The organism is Rathayibacter sp. AC182 (genome assembly GCF_979253875.1).
The window spans coordinates 239,049-257,058 of sequence record NZ_CEEDEK010000002.1; the positions used below are offsets into that span (position 1 = coordinate 239,049).

An 18,010-nucleotide genomic window follows, 5' to 3' on the forward strand; every position below is an offset into this window, starting at 1 on the left:
GCGCCGGCCGACGGGCGTAGCGTGGCCCGGGTGAGCATCCTCGATGACGCGCTCCTCGAGCGCTTCCGCCTACGCGCCGCCGACTACGACGAGCGCAACGTCTTCTTCGCCGACGACCTCGAGGAGCTCCGCGCGATCGGCTACCTGGCGCTGCTCGTGCCCGAGGAGCTGGGCGGGCGCGGCCTCGGCCTCGAGCAGGCGGCGGCCGAGCAGACCCGGCTCGCGACCGCCGCTCCGGCGACGGCGCTCGCCGTGAACATGCACCTCGTCTGGACCGGGGTGGCGAAGGCTCTCCGCGATCGGGGCGATGCCTCCCTCGAGCACGTGCTCGCGGACGCCGCCGCGGGGCACGTCTTCGCCTTCGGCAACAGCGAGCCGGGCAACGACCTCGTCCTCTTCGACTCCCTCGTCCGCGCGGATCGGCAGCCCGACGGCGGATATCGCTTCACGGGCACCAAGATCTTCACCTCCCTCTCGCCGGCGTGGACGCGACTCGGGGTCTTCGGCAGGGACGACAGCGGAGCCGAGCCCCGGCTCGTGCACGGCTTCATCGACCGGGACGCTCCGTCGGACCCCGTCGCCGGTCTGAGCGTGCGCGACGACTGGGACACGCTCGGCATGCGGGCCACCCAGAGCCGCACCACGGTGCTGGACGGGGTGCGCATCCCGGCGTCTCGGATGGTGCGCTCGCTGCCCGTCGGGCCGAACGCGGATCCGCTGGTGTTCGCGATCTTCTCGGCGTTCGAGCTGCTGATCGCCTCGGTCTACCTCGGCATCGCGCAGCGCGCGCTCGCCCTGGCCGTCGAGGCGGCCCACCGCCGCACGTCGCTGAAAGCGAGCGGACGCGCCCTCGCGCACGACCCGGACATCCGCTGGCGCATCGCGGACGCGGCGATCCTGCTCGACGGCCTGGATGCTCCGCTGCGCTCGGCCGCGGCCGACGTCGACGCCCTCGTCGACCGCGGTGCCGCGTGGTTACCCTCCCTCGTCGGCGTGAAGATCCGCACGACGGAGGCAGCGCTGCGGATCGTGGAGAGCGCCGTGCGGGTCGCGGGCGGCTCGGCCTACTCGCGGAGCTCGGAGCTGTCGCGCCTGTACCGGGACGTGCTCGCCGGGCTGTTCCACCCGTCCGACGACGAGTCCGCCCACTCGACCTTCGCGAACGCCTGGCTCGGACCGGTGCCCGCGCCGGAGTGACCCGGCGCCTGTGGAGAGTGCCGACGGGATCGGTCCGCGGGCGGCTACGGTCTGCGGATGCTGTCGGCGACCCTTCCCCTGCGCGATCTCACCGCGACAGCCCTCGGAGCGAGTGCGCTGATCGCGGTCGCGGTGACCTCGCCTCTGCCCGTGGGGTCGCTCGCCGTCGCGGTGCTCATCGCGGCGATCTCGGTCCCGCTCGTCCTCGGGGATGTCCGAGAGCACCGCCTGCCGAACGCGCTGACCCTGCCGCTGCTCGCGGCGGGTGCCGCCTCGGTGGTCGGGGACATGCTGTCGGGGCGCGGGGATCGGTCGGCACTCGCCGCTCTGACGGCGTCCGTCGTGCTCGGGGCCCTGCACATGGGGGGCGGCCTGGGTATGGGCGATGTGAAGCTGGGGAGCGCACTCGCGCTACCTCTCTCCGCGCTCCCGCCGGAGGCGGTCATCGTAGGAGTGCTGCTCCCGTTCCTCCTGGCCGGCGCCTGGACCCTGCCGTTCCTGCTCCACGGCGACTCCTCCCGGATCCCCTTCGGCCCCTTCCAGCTCACCGCCTTCTGGCTCGTCCTCGCCCTCCACTGATTCCCCAGATCAGTGGACGACCAGCCGACGGTCCGCGAGGCGAACGTGCGGAACGCGTGCCAGCGTTTCGCGCTAGCCGAACGGAGGACGCTCTACGGAACGCGGCCACCTCGGAGGGCCGACTGCGGGTCGTCCTGCGCCACGGGCGCGGGACGACCAAGAGAACGCCGGCGCGTGCCAGCGTTTCGCGCTAGCCGAACGGAGGACGCTCTACGGAACGCGCCCACCTCGGAAAGCCGACCAAACAACTCAGCCGGGGTGGGTCATGCTCATCACGTTCAGCAGCGCATCCAGCTGCTCCTCGGTGACCTCGCCGCGCTCGACGAAGCCGAGGTCGACGACGGACTCGCGGACCGTGATGCCCTTGGCGACGGAGTTCTTCGCGACCTTGGCGGCGGCCTCGTAGCCGATCACCTTGTTCAGCGGAGTGACGATCGACGGCGACGACTCGGCCAGGGCACGAGCGCGCTCGAGGTTCGCCTCGAGCCCGTCGACGGTCTTGTCCGCGAGCAGGACGGACGACGTGGAGAGCAGGCGGATCGATTCCAGGAGCGCCGTGCCCATGACGGGGATGGCGACGTTGAGCTCGAAGGCGCCCGAGGCGCCCGCCCACGCGATGGTGGCGTCGTTGCCGATGACCCGGGCGCAGACCATGAGCACCGCCTCGGGGATCACGGGGTTCACCTTCCCGGGCATGATCGAGGAGCCGGGCTGGAGGTCGGGGATGTGCAGCTCGCCGAGACCGGTGTTGGGTCCGGAGCCCATCCAGCGCAGGTCGTTGTTGATCTTGGTGAGGCTGACGGCGAGCACACGCAGCGCGCCGGACGCCTCGACGAGCGAGTCGCGGGCGCCCTGGGCCTCGAAGTGGTTGCGGGCCTCGGTGACGGGCAGCCCGGTCTCCTCCGCGAGGCGCGCGATGACCTTCTGCGGGAATCCGGCAGGCGTGTTGATGCCGGTGCCGACGGCGGTGCCGCCGAGCGGGACCTCCGCGACGCGGGGGAGTGCCGACTGCACCCGCTCGATGCCGAGGCGGATCTGCGCGGCGTAGCCGCCGAACTCCTGGCCGAGGGTGACGGGCGTGGCGTCCATCAGGTGCGTGCGTCCGGACTTGACCGCTTCGCTCCAGAGCTCGGCCTTGGCCTCGAGCGCCTCGGCGAGGTGCTCGAGCGAGGGATGAGGCTCTCGATGAGCGCACCGGTGACGGCGACGTGCACCGAGGTCGGGAAGACGTCGTTCGAGGACTGCGAGGCGTTCACGTGGTCGTTCGGGTGGACCTGGCGGCCCAGCGCCGTCGTCGCGAGGCTGCTCAGCACCTCGTTCATGTTCATGTTCGAGGACGTGCCCGAGCCGGTCTGGTAGACGTCGATCGGGAAGTGCTCGTCGTAGCCGCCGGCCACGATCAGGTCGGCCGCCTCGGCGATCGCCTGGGCGATGTCCGCGTCGAGCACGCCCAGCTCGGCGTTGGCGAGCGCCGCCGCCTTCTTGATCCGCGCGAGCGCCTTGATCTGGGCGGACTCGAGTCCGGCCCCGAGATCGGGAAGTTCTCGACGGCGCGCTGGGTCTGCGCGGCGTAGAGGGCATCGCGCGGGACGCGCACCTCGCCCATCGTGTCGTGCTCGATGCGGAATTCGCCGGAGTCGGTCGGGAGGTGATCCACCACGCTGTGTTCGTCCTTGTCTGATCGTCGGTGCGGTTCGCCGGAGCCGGTCATTCGGCGCCGGGCACCGCCGCGTCGGAGGACGCGGCGGACTGGAGGGGGCTGAGCGTTCGCTCCTGCTCCGAGAGGTAGGGGCTCAACTGCGGCGGGTCGATGCCGAGCACGACGTCCGAGACGACGGTGCCGTCCGACAGCCGGTAGTTCGCTCCGACCACGGCCAGGGCGCCCGTGGCGACCGCATCGGCGATGAGGGTGAGCGCTGCAGCATCTCGGCGACCGTGTCGCGCAGGTGCTCACGGCCGACCACGAGGGTGTCGGTGGCCGAGGGTCGACGAGCACGCGACCGTCGGGCTGCGGCCCGACGACGCGGCGCACTGCGGGGATGATCGGCTCGATGAGGTGCTCGATGTGCGGGGGGAGGCGCTGGGCGCCCGGTGCCTGCGACTCGATCGCGGCCTTCACCGCTCCGCACTCGTCGTGCCCGAGGACGAGGATCAGCTTCACTCCGAGCACGGCGACCGCGTACTCGAGGGAGCCGAGGATCGAGTCGGCGATGACCTGGCCGGCGTTGCGGACGACGAAGAGGTCGCCGAGACCGAGGTCGAAGATGATCTCGGCTGCGAGGCGGGAGTCGCTGCAGCCGAAGAGAGCGGCCAGCGGGCGCTGCTCGGAGGCGAGCTCCGCACGGCGCTCGACGTCCTGGCGGGGGTGACGGGGCTCGCCGGCGACGAAGCGCTGATTGCCGCGCAGCATCTCCTTCCACACCCAGGCGGGCGGGCGCGACTCGCGCGGCACCGGGATGGTCTGCGGAGCGCCGCTCTCGGGCTGTCGTCGTGGTTCGTCACTGTTCCTCCTGGCCGATCTGGGGCGAGACGGCGTCGACGACCTCGCGGATGCGCTCCACGGGTGCCGTGCCGTAGACGAGGTACGTGCTGGCGCCCTCGGTCGTCTCGAGCGCGTACGGGGTGTTGCCGGTGTCCTGGCCGGAGTCGCGGCGGTCGTAGACCGTCCACTCCCGGCCGTCGATCTGCTCGACCCCGGTCGCTCCGGCGCGGTCGAGCTGGCGGGCGACCCACGCCTCGTCGGCGTCGAAGCCCTGGCTGACGCCGATGTAGCCGGAGTCGGGAGCGGGGGTCAGCAGGCCGACGTACCAGTAGTCGATGCCGCCGTCGGTGCGGAGCTCGGCGGCGTTGGCCGACCAGCCCTCCGGCATGTCGGGCACGGCGAGCGTCTCGGTCTCGCCGAGCTGGAGCTGCGAGGCGACGAGCGGGACGTCGATGGCCGGACGCTCCGTGCCGTCGCCGCGCGGGACGATCAGGACGATCAGAGCGACGACTCCGACGGTGGCGAGAAGCGAGAAGACGAGGTTGTTCACCGTCTTGCGCTGGCGGTAGAGCCGGGAGTTCTCGGCCTTGCGGGCGGCGATCTCGGCGGGCGTCTCGGGACGGCCGAGCTCGGCGACGACGCGCGGCTCCTTGCGGCGGCTCATCCGGCACTCGATCCGGAGCGGGCGGCCTCGAGGCGGGCGCGTGCGCCGATCAGCCACTCCTCGCACCGCGCCGCGAGAGCCTCGCCGCGCTCCCAGAGCGCCAGGGAGCGCTCCAGGGTGGAACTGCCCTGCTCGAGCTCGGACACGACGCGCACGAGCTCGTCGCGGGCCTGCTCGTAGCTGAACTCGGAGACGTCGGAGTCGAGTCCCTCGGGAGCGGGGAGTCGGTGCGGGCGTCGGCCATGGTGTTGATCCTATCGATCGGGGCATGCGGGGGAGGCGCGGTGCAGGAGGTCGGCGAGGGGTCGAGCCGCGACCGGCGGGATCGTCCGCTGGGCCCTCCGAGCGGACTGCGACGGCTCCCTCGGCGAGGGTCAGGACGAGCGCCTGGCCCGCCTCGGCGTCGCCGGGCGACCGGACGACGTGGCCAGACGCGTTCTGCACGATCGCGTAGCCGCGGTCGAGCGTGTGCTGCGGCGACAGGGCGCGCAGGTGCCCGTGCAGGCGCTCGACCTCGAGGTGGGCGCGCTCGATCCGCCGCTCCACGAGCTCGGCCCCGCGGGCGACCCAGCGGGTGAGCTCCTCGGAGCGCTGGTCCACGAGGACCCGGGGATTCGCGAGGACGGGCCGGGAGCGCAGCTGCGAGAGCCGGTCGACCTCGTGCGAGACGAGACCGCTCACCCGGGTGGTCATCCGCAGTCGCGCCTGCTGCACCCGGAGGAGCTCGTCGGAGACGTCCGGGACCACGCGCTTGGCCGCGTCGGTCGGCGTGGAGGCGCGCAGGTCGGCGACGTCGTCCAGCAGCGGGCGGTCGGCCTCGTGGCCGATCGCGCTCACGACGGGGTCGCGCAGGCGGCGACGGCCCGCACGAGCGACTCGTCGCTGAAGCCGAGGAGGTTCTGGAAATCGCCGCCGCCGCGGGCGATCACGATGACGTCGATCCCCTCGTCGGCGTCGAGCACGCGCAGAGCGGCGGTGACCTCGGCCACCGTGCGCTCGCCCTGCACCGCCGCGTGCACGACGCGGAAGCGGACGGCGGGCCAGCGCAGCTGGGCGTTCCGCAGCACGTCCTTCTCGGCGTCCGAGTCCTTGCCGGTGATGAGGCCCACGCCGTGGGGGAGGAAGGGGAGCCGCTTCTTGCGCCCCGGCTCGAACAGCCCCTCGGAGGCGAGCTGCCGGCGCAGGCGCTCGAGCTTCTCGAGCAGGTCGCCGAGGCCGACGTGGCGCATCTCGAACACCTGCATGGTGAGCGTGCCGCCCTTGAGCCAGTAGTTCGGCTTGACGAGCGCGATCACGCGCGCACCCTGCGCGAGATCGGCCGGGATGCGCGAGCGCACGGAGGACCAGATCGTGAAGCCGACAGTGGCATCGCCCGAGACGTCCTTCAGCTTGCCGTAGACGTTCCCGCCCGAGACGCCCCACTGGGTGATCTCGCCCTCGACCCACGCCGTGCCCAGGCGCTCGATCCAGCCCTTGAGCTTGCTCGCGAGCAGGCCGACCGGCCAGGGGTTCTCTGCGGTGGGAGGGGCGTCTGTCATCGGTGCCTTCGCTCGGGCGGGCGGTGGGGAGCGGGGGCGCTCCCGCGTCGACCACCGTACGGGATGCCTCCGACAGCGCATCGGCCCCTGCTCAGCTGCGAGCGCATAGAATCAGGGGGTGAGTCAAGTCTCGATCAGCCTGCCCATGCCGCGCATGCCCCGCGCCACCGGGCGCCTCCGCGACGTCCCCGTCGACGGCGCGAAGCGCGTGCTCCTCGCCGCTCCGCGCGGCTACTGCGCCGGAGTCGACCGCGCGGTCGTCGCCGTCGAGAAGGCCATCGAGCACTACGGCGCCCCGGTCTACGTGCGCAAGCAGATCGTGCACAACGTGCACGTCGTCTCGACGCTCGAGAGCCAGGGGGCGATCTTCGTCGACGAGGTCGACGAGGTCCCCGAGGGCTCCCACATCGTCTTCAGCGCGCACGGGGTGTCGCCCGCCGTCGTGCAGGGAGCGGCCGACCGCGGTCTGCAGGCGATCGACGCCACCTGCCCGCTCGTCACCAAGGTGCACCGCGAGGCCGTCCGCTTCGCCCGCGACGACTTCGAGATCCTCCTGATCGGCCACGAGGGCCACGAGGAGGTCGAGGGCACCGCCGGAGAGGCCCCCGATCACGTGACCCTGGTCGGCAGCCCCGACGAGGTCGACACCATCGTCGTGAAGGACCCGGACAAGGTCGTCTGGCTCTCGCAGACAACGCTCTCGGTCGACGAGACGATGGAGACGGTCCGCCGCCTCCGCGAGCGCTTCCCGAACCTGCAGGACCCGCCGAGCGACGACATCTGCTACGCCACGCAGAACCGCCAGGTCGCGATCAAGAAGGTCGCCGCCGACGCCGAGCTCGTGATCGTCGTCGGATCCGCCAACTCCTCCAACTCCGTGCGCCTCGTCGAGGTCGCCCTCGAGTACGGCGCCAAGGCCGCGTACCGCGTCGACTACGCGAGCGAGATCAAGCAGGAGTGGCTCGAGGGCATCCGCACCGTCGGCGTCACCAGCGGCGCCTCGGTGCCCGAGGTCCTCGTGCGCGAGGTCCTCGACGACCTCGCGGCCGCGGGCTACGGCGACGTCGAGGAGGTCAAGACGGCGGAGGAGGACCTCATGTTCTCGCTGCCCAAGGAGCTCCGGAAGGACGTCGCAGGCAAGCGCGACGCCCGTGCGATCGGTGGCCGCACCACGGCGCCGGTCCGCGGCTGACCGCTCCCTCACGTACGAGAGGCCGCCTTCCCCGAGGGAGGGCGGCCTCTTCCGTGCGCGGGGCTCAGGCGTCGAGGCCGGCGGCGCCCTGGCTCGACATGCGCGAGACGTAGTCGGCGAACGTCGGGTCGCCCAGGATCGCGATGCCGGCGACGATCATCGAGAGGACCACCGTGGCCACGATCCCGAGGATCGGGACGAGTACAGCGCGCTTGCCCGCGCGGAGACGGCGGATCGAGATCCAGACGGCGAAGGCCACGATGAGCGACTGCGCGAGCGCGATCGCCACTCCGAGCGTGCGGGCCAGATCCGGGGACGCGTACGTGCCGATGCCCTGACTCGTGTAGAGGTCCTCGAGCGTCGTGGCGAAGCTCGAGGGATCGAGCAGCGTCGGCACGGCGAAGAAGACGCCGAGCGCCAGCAGGACGATCGTCAGCAGCCGGTCGACCGGGTGCGCGGCCGTGGGCTTGGACGGAGCCGTGGCGGGACGGGGCTCGGTCTCGGAGCCGCGGGGATCCGGGACCACCGTGTCGGCCGGAGGGTTCCACGACCAGCCGGGAGGCGCGTACTCGCCGTACTGCGGCTTCGGGCGCTCGGAGCCGCCCGACTGGTCGTGTGCGTTCGTCACGGAGCGGAGTCCTACTTCCCGGAGTTGCCGGCGGAGCCGAGCTGACGGGTCGCCTCGGCGACACGGGCGGCCATGGCGGTCTCGGCGATCTTGCCCCAGGCGCGCGGGTCGTAGATCTTCTTGTTGCCCACCTCGCCGTCGACCTTGAGGAAGCCGTCGTAGTTCTTCAGCACGGTGTCGGCGATCGAGCGGCTGAAGGCGTACTGGGTGTCGGTGTCGATGTTCATCTTCACGACGCCGTTGCGGACCGCCTCGGCGATCTCCTCGTCGGTCGAGCCCGACCCGCCGTGGAAGACGAGGTCGAGCGGCAGGGCCGCGGTGCCGTACTTCGCCTGCAGGCCGTCCTGGATCTCGCGGAGGAGCTCGGGGCGCAGACGCACGTTGCCGGGCTTGTAGACGCCGTGCACGTTGCCAAAGGTGAGAGCGGCCATGTAGCGGCCCTGCTCGCCGAAGCCGAGCGCCTCGACGGTCGCGATCGCGTCGTCGAGCGTGGTGTACAGGTGCTCGTTGATGTCGTGGGAGACGCCGTCCTCCTCGCCGCCGACGACGCCGATCTCGACCTCGAGGATCGCGTTGATGTTCTTCACGCGGGGGAGGATCTCCTTGGCGATGGCCAGGTTCTCGTCGAGGGCACGGCCGATCCGTCCCACATGTGCGACTGGAACAGGGGCTCGCGACCGGCCTTGACCTCCTCCTCGGAGGCGGCGATCAGCGGGTAGACGAAGCCCTCGAGCGCGTTCTGCGGGCAGTGGTCGGTGTGCAGCGCCACCGTGACCGGGTAGTTCTTGGCGACCTCGGTGGCGAACTTCGCGAAGGCGATCGCTCCGGCCGCGCGGTTCTTCACGGTGTGGCCGGCGAAGTAGTCGGCGCCTCCCGTGGTGACCTGGATGATGCCGTCCGAGCCCGCCTCGGTGAGGCCCTGCAGGACCGAGTTGATCGTCTGCGACGACGACACGTTGAAGGCGGGGTAGGCGAAACCGCCGGCCTTCGCCTTGTCGAGCATCTCTGCGTACTGGTCCGGGGTAGCGACGGGCATGGCATCTCCTTTGACGGATGAACGGGAGGGGTCGGGCGAGGCCCGCGTCGCGGTCGAGTCTAGCGAGGCCGGTGCGGGCCTTCCCCGGGGCGCCGAGCGGTGCCTCCGCTAGGCTTCGAGCGGGATGGGGACCCGCTCTCGCGGGTCCTGCGACGACGCCGTCTGCACGAACATCGAACGCGAAGGACTCCGCGCTGTGACCGATACCGACAACGACTCGCTCTACCTCCACCCTGATCGCAACCTCGGCATGGAGCTCGTCCGGGCCACCGAGGCCGCGGCCATCCGCGCCGTGCCGTTCATCGGCAAGGGCGACAAGAACGCCGCCGACGGCGCCGCCGTCGACGCCATGCGCACCTTCCTCGGAACCGTCAACTTCGACGGGGTCGTCGTGATCGGCGAGGGCGAGAAGGACAACGCGCCCATGCTCTACAACGGCGAGCACGTGGGCAACGGCTCGGGACCGGCGGCCGACATCGCCGTCGACCCGATCGACGGCACGTCGCTCACCGCGGCCGGCCGCCAGAACGCGCTCTCGATGATCGCCGTCGCCGACCGCGGCGCCATGTTCGATCCGTCGGCCGTCTTCTACATGGAGAAGATCGTCACCGGGCCCGAGGGCGTCGGGATCATCGACATCGAGCGACCGATCGGCGAGAACATCCGGGCGCTGGCCCGCGCCAAGCGGAAGCCGGTCGACGAGATGCGCATCGCGGTCCTCGATCGCCCGCGCCACGCCAAGCTGATCGAGGACATCCGCGCCGCGGGCGCGGGGACGCGACTGCTGCTCGACGGCGACGTCGCGGGCGGCATCAATGCGGCCCGGCACGACTCGCGACTGGACATGTGCGTCGGCATCGGAGGGACGCCGGAGGGCATCATCACCGCCTGCGCCATCCGAGCTCTCGGCGGCGTGATCCAGGGCATCCTGCGGCCGAAGGACGACGACGAGCGCCAGCGCGCACTCGACGCCGGACACGACCTCGACCGCGTCCTGCACGCGAACGACCTCGTCCGCAGTGACAACACCTACTTCGTGGCGACGGGCGTGACCAACGGCGGGCTCGTGAAGGGCGTGCGCAAGGAGGGCCACGTCATCACGACGGAGTCGATCGTCCTGCGCTCGCGCTCGGGCACCATCCGCCGCGTCACCGCGCAGCACCTCGCGGAGAAGTGGATCTAGGACTCGGGGCAGTTCCCTCCGGAGGGGCTCGGCGCTGCGGCGCCGGGCCCCTCCGTCGTCCGCGGTGCGGACCTCAGGCGGTGCGCTCGTCCGAGAGGCTCTCCGACTCGACGAGCTCGACGGCCGTGAGGCGCCTGGGCGAGGAGCTCACGCCCTGGGCGGGAGCGATCACGCGCGTCTCGTCGAGGGAGTCGAACTGCCGGGCGGTGACGAGCACGCGCGACTCGAGGGAGCCGGCGAAGGCGTTGTAGGAGTCGACCGTCTTCTCGATCGAGCGGCGCAGTCCCTCCGCGTGATCGGCGAGCGTGCTCAGCCGCGAGTACAGCGTCTTGCCGAGATCGAGCAGGCGCTTCGCGTCGTCCGTCAGGACGTCCTGCTGCCACGTGTACGCGACGGTCTTGAGCACCGACCAGAGCGTGACGGGGGAGGCGAGGGCGACCCGCTTGCGGAACGCGTACTCGAGCAGGGTCGGATCGGCGTCGAGAGCGCTCGCGAGCAGGGGCTCGCTCGGCACGAAGGCGATGACGAACTCGGGACTGGCGGGCAGGCCCGACCAGTAGGACCGCGCGGCGAGGGCGTCGACGTGGCCCCGGAGCGCACGCACGTGCGCCCGGAGGAGGGCGGCACGGCGCGCCTCCTCGTCGGCGCCGGCTCCCGCCGGGATCGCGCTCGCCTCGAGGTAGGCGTCGAACGGCACCTTCGCATCGACGGCGATCGCCTTGCCCCCGGGGAGCCTCACCACCATGTCGGCCCGGCCGCGGCCCGCCTCGCCCTCGAGGCCGAACTGCACGTCGAAGTCGACCCGCTGCACGAGACCGGCCGCTTCGACGACGTTGCGCAGCTGCGTCTCGCCCCAGGCGCCCCGGCTGGAGTTCGAGCGCAGGGCCGACGCGAGGGTCTCGGTCGTGGAGCGCAGCCGCTCGCCCGCCGCCCGCTGGCCCTCGAGCTGCTCGGTGATCGCTCCGAACTGCTCGGCCCGCTCGCTCTCGAGCCGGCGGACCGCCTCCTGCATGCCGCGCAGGCTCTCGGCGACGGGGAGAGGGTCTGCAGGATGCGGGCGTCGTGCCGCTCGCGCTCGGCGACCGCGCGCAGCTGCTCCTGGAGCTCGCGCACCTGGTCGCGGGCGCCGCCCAGCTGCTCGCGGTACTGCTCCACCACGGCCTCGTGGCGCTCCTCCAGGCCGTCGGCCCGGGCGCTCGCGGTGGCGAGCTCGAGGGCGATCGCCTGATCGGGCGTGCGGGAGCGGGCCCACAGGGCGACGGCGAGACCGGCCAGCAGGGCGCCGATGACGAGCCCGACGAGGAAGGAGGTGTCCATGCGGCGATGACACCACGGACGTCCGACATCCGAGCGGGACGTCAGCGGCGCGGCGCCCGGACGAGGGCCAAAGGGGGCCTCCCGGTGCCAATAGGCTTCGCAATCATGGGGAATCACCGCCGTCCATCGCGCCTGCTCACCGCCGTCCTCGCCGTCGCCGTCGGGCTCGGCACCGTTCTCGTCCCGGTCACCGCGGCCTCCGCGGCGGAGGACGTCCTGCCTCCCGCCTCGGTGCTCGTCGAGCCCGGCACGGTCGACGCCTCCGTGGCGGTCGCCGACGAGGATCCGGGCGACGTGAAGGTGCAGTACGCCGCCGAGAGCACGAAGAGCTTCCGCGCGGGCTTCATCTTCAGCGACGCGAACTTCTTCGACAGCGACGCGAAGACCGTCGCGCAGATCCAGGCGACGCTGGACGACAAGGGGCGCAACTGCTCCGGCACGCCCAACGGGGTCCCGTGCCTGAAGGCGTTCAGCCAGGCGACGCCGACGAAGGCCGCCGACCCGATGTGCAAGGAGTACCGCGGCAGCGCGCGCGAGTCGGCGGCGACGATCTTCGTCCGCGTCGGCGAGGCCTGCGGCATCAATCCGCTGGTCCTCGCGGTGCTCGTGCAGAAGGAGACGAGCCTCGTCTCGACCACGAGCCCCACGGAGCGCCTCTACAACCGCGCCACCGGCTTCAACTGCCCGGACGGGACCGGGTGCGACAACGGCTCCGCCGGATTCTTCACCCAGGTCTACGGAGCGGCGCGCCAGTTCAAGAAGTACGCGAACCCGCCCGGCTCGGACCAGAGGTTCACCGCCTACGCGGCGGGGACCTCTCCCCGCATCCAGTTCAACCCCGACACCTCGTGCGGCTCGACGGAGGTCGCCATCCGCAACCAGGCCACGGCGAACCTCTATTACTACACGCCCTACCAGCCCAACGACTACGCACTGACGAACACGGGCAACCAGGCCTGCGCCACCTACGGCAACATCAACTTCTGGTACATCTTCAGCGACTGGAACGGCTCCCTCGCGAACGCCGGAGTCGCGCCCGCCGGTCGCGTCGACACGCCCGCATCTCGGGCGGCGTGCTCACCGCCGCCGGCTGGACCGTCGACCCCACGACCCAGCGCGCCGCCCTCGCGACGACCGTCACCATCACCGCGCCCGACGGGTCGAAGACGGTCCGCACGGCGACGGCGAACGGTGCTCGCAGCGACATCCCGGGCGAGTACCCCGCCGCCGGTCCGAACCACGGCTTCACCGTCAGCGCACCGGCGTCGGCCGCCGGCACGTACACGGTCTGCGTCAGCGCGGCCTCCGTGGAGTGGAACCGCTGGGTGGGCACGGGCGACGCCCGCGGCCCCGGCTCGAAGGATCTCGGCTGCTCGACGGCCAGCAGCCAGGGCTCGATCCAGGTCGACCGCCTCGCGGGCAAGGACCGCCAGGAGACGGCGGTCAAGGTCTCGCAGTCCACGTTCGCGGCCGGAGTCCCGGTCGTCTACATCGCGACCGGGGCCTCCGCGCCGGACGCGCTGAGCGCGGGACCCGCTGCCGCGAAGCAGGGTGGCCCCCTGCTCCTGGTCGACCGCGACTCCATGACGCAGCCGGTCCGCGACGAGCTGTCGCGCCTCAAGCCCGCGAAGATCGTCGTCGTCGGCTCGCCGCTGAGCGTGAGCGAGGCTCTCAAGAACGACCTCGCCCGCTACACCGGCTCGATCCAGCGCATCGGCGGCAGCGACCGCTACGACACCTCGCGGAAGATCATCGAGTACGCCTTCCCGCAGGGCTCGTCGAAGGCGTGGATGGCGACGGGCGAGAATTTCCCCGACGCTCTCAGTGCCGGAGCCGCGGCCGGCTCGGCGAAGGCGCCGGTGATCCTGGTCAACGGCGGCCTGCCCGCCGCGGACGCGACGACGAAGAGCCTCATCACGAGGCTCGGCGTGAAGACGCTCACGATCGCGGGCAGCGCCCTCTCGGTCAGCGAGGGGATCAAGAACTCCCTCCCGATCGCCTCGACGCGGATCGGCGGCAGCGACCGCTACGACACCTCCGAGAAGCTCAACCGGGCCGCTTTCGGCACCGCGCGCACGGTGTACTTCGCCACGGGGAGAACTTCCCGGACGCCCTCGCGGGCGCCACCGCGGCCGGTTACACCTCGAGCCCGCTCTTCGCGGTCCGGAAGGACTGCGTGCCCCAGGCGGTGCTCGACGATCTCACGCGCTTCGGCACGAAGAAGGTCGTCCTGCTCGGCGGACCCGGCACGCTCTCCGACTCCGTGGCGCGCCTCACGTCCTGCGGCTGAGCGCGTCGAGGGTGCCCGCTAGCGTGGAGGGATGAGCTCGGCCGATCCCTCCCCGCGCGACGTGCGACGTCGGCGGGGAGGGGCGGCGATCCTCGCGGCCCTCGTCGCGGCGGTGCTGCTGACCGGGTCCAGCGATCTCGGGGCGAGCGCCGCTGGGCCCGTCCGGGCCGCGAGCGTGCGGATGTGGACGGACCTCTCGGGAGGAGTCGACGGATCGGGGTTCGATCCGGGCGAGATCGTCTCGGACGCCGTCTTCTTCGACGGCGATGCGCTGGCGCCGACCGCGATCCAGGCGTTCCTCGACGCCCGGGTCCTCGAGTGCGCGGGTGAGAGCGTGCCGTGTCTCCGCGACTACGCGGAGGACACGGGCGACCTCGCCGCGGACGAGCAGTGCGCTGACTACGCGGGCGGAGCGTCGCAGTCCGCCGCCGAGATCATCGGCGGTGTCGCCGCCGCCTGCGACGTGAGCCCGGCAGTGCTCCTGGTGCTCCTGCAGAAGGAGCAGTCGCTGGTCACGGACAGCGCCCCGAGTGAGCGGCAGTTCCGCAGCGCCACGGGCTACGGCTGCCCCGACACGGCCGATTGCGACAGCGACTACTTCGGCTTCTTCGGGCAGGTCTACGGAGCGGCGTGGCAGTTCCAGCGCTACGCGAACCCGGACAGTAGCTTCGACTGGTACCCCGTAGGGGAGACGAGCGAGGTGCAGTACTCGCCGGACGCCTCGTGCGGCACCGCCCCGGTGCTGATCGAGAACGCGGCGACGGCGGGTCTCTACTACTACACGCCCTACCAGCCGAACGAGGCGGCGCTCGCGAACCTGTACGGCGAGGGCGATGCGTGCTCGGCGTACGGCAACCGCAACTTCTGGCGCCTGTTCAGCAACTGGTTCGGCGACCCGCGTGCCGGGGCCTGACCCCGGTCAGGCGGCGACGGGCGCGGCCGGGCGCAGGCGCTTGAGCGCGACTCCGGCCAGCTCTCCGAGTTCGGCCATGCTTCCCGCGCCGTGGCGCCGGGCGGCGTGCACGACGATCGCGGCGCACGCCTCGGCATCGGCGGACGCGTCGTGGTGGCGAAACTCGTCGAAGCCGGCGGCCCGCGCGACGAACGGCAGGCGGTAGGACTCGAGCTCGTACGTTCTGCGAGCGAGCTGCAGCGAGCAGAGGTAGTCGTACTCGGCGTGCTCGAGCGCCGTCGCGGCGCAGGCGGCGCGGATGACGCCCATGTCGAAGCCGGCGTTGTGCGCGACGAAGACGTCGCCGTCGGCGAAGGCGGCGAGATCGGCGAACTGGTCGCTCCAGCCGAGTGCGTCGCGCACGTCCGCCTTGCGGATGCCGTGGATCCGGGTGTTCCACTCGAGGAAGTCGTCGTAGCCGAGCGGCGGGCGGATGAGCCAGCCCGCCCGGTCGACGACCCGGCCGTCGCGGACCTTCACGAGCCCGACCGAGCAGGCGGACGCTCCGTGCGAGTTGGCGGTCTCGAAGTCGATGGCGGTGAAGTCGATGGGCACCTCTTCACCCTCTCACGCACCTCCGACGCCGTCCGCGAGCGGCACGCGGGTCCCGCTCCGCCACGCCGTAGGATGGATGCCCGTGGCTCTCACTATCGCAATCGTCGGTCTCCCCAACGTCGGCAAGTCGACGCTCTTCAACGCGCTGACCAAGAACACGGTGCTCGCGGCGAACTACCCGTTCGCGACGATCGAGCCGAACGTCGGAGTCGTGAACCTGCCCGACCCGCGCCTCGAGGTGCTCGCCGGCATCTTCGGCTCGGAGCGCATCCTGCCCGCGCCCGTCTCGTTCGTCGACATCGCCGGCATCGTCCGCGGCGCGTCCGAGGGGGAGGGTCTCGGCAACAAGTTCCTCGCCAACATCCGCGAGGCCGACGCGATCGCGCAGGTCATCCGCGGCTTCGAGGACTCGGACGTCGTGCACGTCGACGGCAAGGTCGACGCCGCGAGCGACATGGAGACGATCAACACCGAGCTGATCCTCGCCGATCTGCAGACCCTCGAGAAGGCCGAGGCGCGGTACGAGAAGGAGCTCAAGGGCCGCAAGATCGAGCCGATCGTGCTCGAGACCGCGAAGAAGGCGCGCGAGTTCCTCGACTCCGGCAAGCCGCTCTCGGCGACCACGATCGACCTCGAGCCGATCCGCGAGCTCGGGCTCCTGACCGCCAAGCCCTTCATCTACGTCTTCAACGTCGACGAGGCCGTGCTCACCGACGACGCCCGTAAGGCCGAGCTCTCGGCACTCGTCGCTCCCGCTCAGGCGATCTTCCTCGACGCCAAGATCGAGTCCGAGCTGATCGACCTCGACGAGGCCGACGCGGCCGAGATGCTCGAGTCGACCGGTCAGACGGAGTCGGGCCTCAACCAGCTCGCGCGCATCGGCTTCGACACGCTGGGCCTGCAGACCTACCTCACGGCCGGCCCGAAGGAGACCCGCGCCTGGACGATCGGGAAGGGCTGGACCGCTCCGCAGGCGGCCGGCGTGATCCACACCGACTTCCAGAAGGGCTTCATCAAGGCCGAGATCATCTCGTTCGACGACCTGGTCGAGACCGGCTCGATCGCCGAAGCCCGCTCGAAGGGCAAGGCCCGCATCGAGGGCAAGGACTACGTGATGCAGGACGGCGACGTGGTGGAGTTCCGCTTCAACGTGTGACTTGTATCGGTATCCCGGGGATACCCGATCTTTCCTGCCAACACGTCCGCTGAGCCTGTCATCGTTCTCAACTTCCGTAGAGAAGTTTCTATTTCCACCCGTCGCGACTAGATGAGTCGCTGCAATACCGATATTTCGAGCGCTAGTCGGCTGCGCCAGTGCGCACTATGGTGCGGGCCAACTCCAGTGCAAACTTTTGGTACTCGGAACCATTCAAGTTTGCGTCTATGTTCGCTCGGGCGAGTGTAAGTCTGGTGTAGTGACTATCGAAATCGCGTTCAAATGTCGGAAGCGACACGACCAAAGTAAGGACGATCTCTCCGATCGCCTCAAGGGCATTGCGGAGATTCTTCAGATCCCAATAGTCGCCGAAGTCTATCCGAGTACTTCCTGCTTTGAAATTTCCGTCTGACATCGACTTCAATTGCCATACGCTCTGAGCGTGAGCGATCTTATTCCGATTTTCGATGACGGGCCGAAGTTCTGAATTCAAAATACTTGCGATTTGGTCGTATCGATGTTGAGCAACCGAATCAAGCAGTTTTCGGTCGAACTCTACGACAGCTGCTTTGTGGTAATGAATCCCAAAGGCGACCTTTACGGCGCGCAACCAGCGATCTATTTGCGTTTTTTCACCGAGGACCAATTGTCTTTGCGCTTCAGTGAATCCAGTCGGGTCGAAAAGGGTCTTTCGCAAGCGCGCTTCGGCTTCGATACCCAAGTAAAGGTACTGACATTCGGCCAGTGCATGGATCTCGGGTTGAGCATTGCGTCGGATAGCGGCTTTGTGCAGCCGGTCTAGCTGCCGCCAGGTCGCGCGGATGGCGCGGAGGTTTTCCGAGTGCCGAGAATAGTCCTCGGAGCGAGGGAAGCTCCCGCGTTTCGGTCGGCTCATCACGTGTTACCTCGAGAAATGGCGAATGTAGTCGATGACCCCCTCGCGTGACTACCGACGGCGCTAACTCCGTAAGTACTCACGCGAGGGAGTCGAACCCAGGGAGAGGAGCGATGTCCTCGTCCAGACCTAAGGCCTACACTCAGCCGGAGTGCCACGCGCGCTCTTGGAATCTACTTCATGCGCGGGAGCGTCGTCAACCACGCTCGAGTCCGTGCTTGCGAACTTGCGCTACCGATAGGGCCGTTCGTCGGTCTCAGGAGCGTTCGCCGGTCTCAGTAGATTGGTCGGTCCGCGATCAGTGGGCAATGCTTGTCGCGGCCAACTACGGTCCTGCTCGTCGTGG

Annotated in this window: 12 protein-coding genes and 6 pseudogenes; 8 read left to right on the top strand and 10 right to left on the bottom strand. The window is 70.2% G+C overall.

The genetic code is table 11. The features are described 5' to 3' along the window. Positions 1 to 21: 21 nt before the first annotated feature. Both AC0CII_RS02260 and AC0CII_RS02265 read left to right on the top strand, forming a co-directional pair. The gene (locus AC0CII_RS02260) at positions 22 to 1,197 is read left to right on the top strand and encodes an acyl-CoA dehydrogenase family protein (RefSeq protein WP_465228560.1); all 1,176 of its coding nucleotides are present in this window, start codon (positions 22 to 24) and stop codon (positions 1,195 to 1,197) included. A gap of 57 nt (positions 1,198 to 1,254) precedes the next feature. Then, positions 1,255 to 1,776, top strand: coding sequence for a prepilin peptidase (locus AC0CII_RS02265; RefSeq protein ID WP_465225499.1), 522 nt, complete (start codon positions 1,255 to 1,257; stop codon positions 1,774 to 1,776). Between the two features lie 249 nt (positions 1,777 to 2,025). Here the strand turns inward: AC0CII_RS02265 and AC0CII_RS02270 are convergent. The 5 genes and pseudogenes from AC0CII_RS02270 to xseA form a co-directional block, all read right to left on the bottom strand. Then, a pseudogene (locus AC0CII_RS02270) lies at positions 2,026 to 3,382 on the bottom strand (class II fumarate hydratase). Between the two features lie 101 nt (positions 3,383 to 3,483). Continuing rightward, positions 3,484 to 4,186 (bottom strand): annotated as a pseudogene (locus AC0CII_RS02275) (carbonic anhydrase). Positions 4,187 to 4,274: 88 nt separating this feature from the next. Beyond that, positions 4,275 to 4,922: a DUF4245 domain-containing protein gene (locus AC0CII_RS02280; protein ID WP_465225501.1), complete on the bottom strand. Its 648-nt coding sequence runs from the start codon at positions 4,920 to 4,922 to the stop codon at positions 4,275 to 4,277. After that, a pseudogene (locus tag AC0CII_RS02285) lies at positions 4,919 to 5,122 on the bottom strand (exodeoxyribonuclease VII small subunit); the annotation flags it as partial. The gene AC0CII_RS02280 and the pseudogene AC0CII_RS02285, both read right to left, overlap by 4 nt. Positions 5,123 to 5,204: 82 nt before the next feature. Next, positions 5,205 to 6,460: pseudogene (xseA, locus tag AC0CII_RS02290) on the bottom strand (exodeoxyribonuclease VII large subunit); the annotation flags it as partial. Between the two features lie 145 nt (positions 6,461 to 6,605). Between xseA and AC0CII_RS02295 the strand changes: the two are divergent. Then, positions 6,606 to 7,652 carry a 4-hydroxy-3-methylbut-2-enyl diphosphate reductase gene (locus AC0CII_RS02295; protein WP_207404909.1) on the top strand — a complete coding sequence of 349 codons (1,047 nt, stop codon included), beginning with the start codon at positions 6,606 to 6,608 and terminating at the stop codon, positions 7,650 to 7,652. A 64-nt stretch (positions 7,653 to 7,716) separates the two neighbouring features. On the opposite strand, the gene AC0CII_RS02300 is transcribed toward AC0CII_RS02295, so the two are convergent. Both AC0CII_RS02300 and fbaA read right to left on the bottom strand, forming a co-directional pair. Continuing rightward, the gene (locus AC0CII_RS02300; RefSeq protein ID WP_465225503.1) at positions 7,717 to 8,280 is read right to left on the bottom strand and encodes a DUF6264 family protein; all 564 of its coding nucleotides are present in this window, start codon (positions 8,278 to 8,280) and stop codon (positions 7,717 to 7,719) included. 11 nt (positions 8,281 to 8,291) lie between these two features. Next, positions 8,292 to 9,316, bottom strand: a pseudogene (gene fbaA / locus AC0CII_RS02305) (class II fructose-bisphosphate aldolase). A gap of 250 nt (positions 9,317 to 9,566) precedes the next feature. Between fbaA and glpX the strand changes: the two are divergent. Continuing rightward, the gene (glpX, locus tag AC0CII_RS02310) at positions 9,567 to 10,499 is read left to right on the top strand and encodes a class II fructose-bisphosphatase (protein WP_242683115.1); all 933 of its coding nucleotides are present in this window, start codon (positions 9,567 to 9,569) and stop codon (positions 10,497 to 10,499) included. A gap of 73 nt (positions 10,500 to 10,572) precedes the next feature. Here glpX and AC0CII_RS02315 read toward each other — a convergent pair whose 3' ends face one another. Beyond that, positions 10,573 to 11,511, bottom strand: a complete 939-nt coding sequence (locus AC0CII_RS02315; protein ID WP_465228561.1) for a DNA recombination protein RmuC — start codon at positions 11,509 to 11,511, stop codon at positions 10,573 to 10,575. Positions 11,512 to 13,141: 1,630 nt separating this feature from the next. Between AC0CII_RS02315 and AC0CII_RS02320 the strand changes: the two are divergent. The 3 genes and pseudogenes from AC0CII_RS02320 to AC0CII_RS02330 form a co-directional block, all read left to right on the top strand. Next, positions 13,142 to 13,621: pseudogene (locus tag AC0CII_RS02320) on the top strand (cell wall-binding repeat-containing protein); the annotation flags it as partial. Then, complete coding sequence (locus AC0CII_RS02325; RefSeq protein WP_465228609.1) at positions 13,603 to 14,106, top strand: cell wall-binding repeat-containing protein; 504 nt, start codon at positions 13,603 to 13,605, stop codon at positions 14,104 to 14,106. The pseudogene AC0CII_RS02320 and the gene AC0CII_RS02325, both read left to right, overlap by 19 nt. A 31-nt stretch (positions 14,107 to 14,137) precedes the next feature. Next, positions 14,138 to 15,019, top strand: a complete 882-nt coding sequence (locus AC0CII_RS02330; RefSeq protein ID WP_465225506.1) for a hypothetical protein — start codon at positions 14,138 to 14,140, stop codon at positions 15,017 to 15,019. 6 nt (positions 15,020 to 15,025) lie between these two features. Here AC0CII_RS02330 and AC0CII_RS02335 read toward each other — a convergent pair whose 3' ends face one another. Beyond that, on the bottom strand, positions 15,026 to 15,613 hold the full coding sequence (locus tag AC0CII_RS02335; RefSeq protein ID WP_465225507.1) for an exonuclease domain-containing protein: 588 nt from the start codon (positions 15,611 to 15,613) through the stop codon (positions 15,026 to 15,028). A gap of 82 nt (positions 15,614 to 15,695) precedes the next feature. Between AC0CII_RS02335 and ychF the strand changes: the two genes are divergently transcribed. After that, positions 15,696 to 16,769, top strand: a complete 1,074-nt coding sequence (gene ychF / locus AC0CII_RS02340) for a redox-regulated ATPase YchF (protein ID WP_077221952.1) — start codon at positions 15,696 to 15,698, stop codon at positions 16,767 to 16,769. Positions 16,770 to 16,911: 142 nt separating this feature from the next. On the opposite strand, the gene AC0CII_RS02345 is transcribed toward ychF, so the two are convergent. Beyond that, on the bottom strand, positions 16,912 to 17,667 hold the full coding sequence (locus AC0CII_RS02345) for a hypothetical protein (protein ID WP_465228562.1): 756 nt from the start codon (positions 17,665 to 17,667) through the stop codon (positions 16,912 to 16,914). Positions 17,668 to 18,010 lie beyond the last annotated feature (343 nt).

Excerpts from the sequence above, each read along its gene's own strand:
- AC0CII_RS02265 (WP_465225499.1), top strand. The coding sequence starts at position 1,255 with ATGCTGTCGGCGACCCTTCCCCTGCGCGATCTCACCGCGACAGCCCTC.
- AC0CII_RS02280 (WP_465225501.1), bottom strand. The coding sequence starts at position 4,922 with ATGAGCCGCCGCAAGGAGCCGCGCGTCGTCGCCGAGCTCGGCCGTCCC.
- AC0CII_RS02295 (WP_207404909.1), top strand. The coding sequence starts at position 6,606 with ATGCCGCGCATGCCCCGCGCCACCGGGCGCCTCCGCGACGTCCCCGTC.
- glpX (WP_242683115.1), top strand. The coding sequence starts at position 9,567 with ATGGAGCTCGTCCGGGCCACCGAGGCCGCGGCCATCCGCGCCGTGCCG.
- AC0CII_RS02315 (WP_465228561.1), bottom strand. The coding sequence starts at position 11,511 with ATGCAGGAGGCGGTCCGCCGGCTCGAGAGCGAGCGGGCCGAGCAGTTC.
- AC0CII_RS02330 (WP_465225506.1), top strand. The coding sequence starts at position 14,138 with ATGAGCTCGGCCGATCCCTCCCCGCGCGACGTGCGACGTCGGCGGGGA.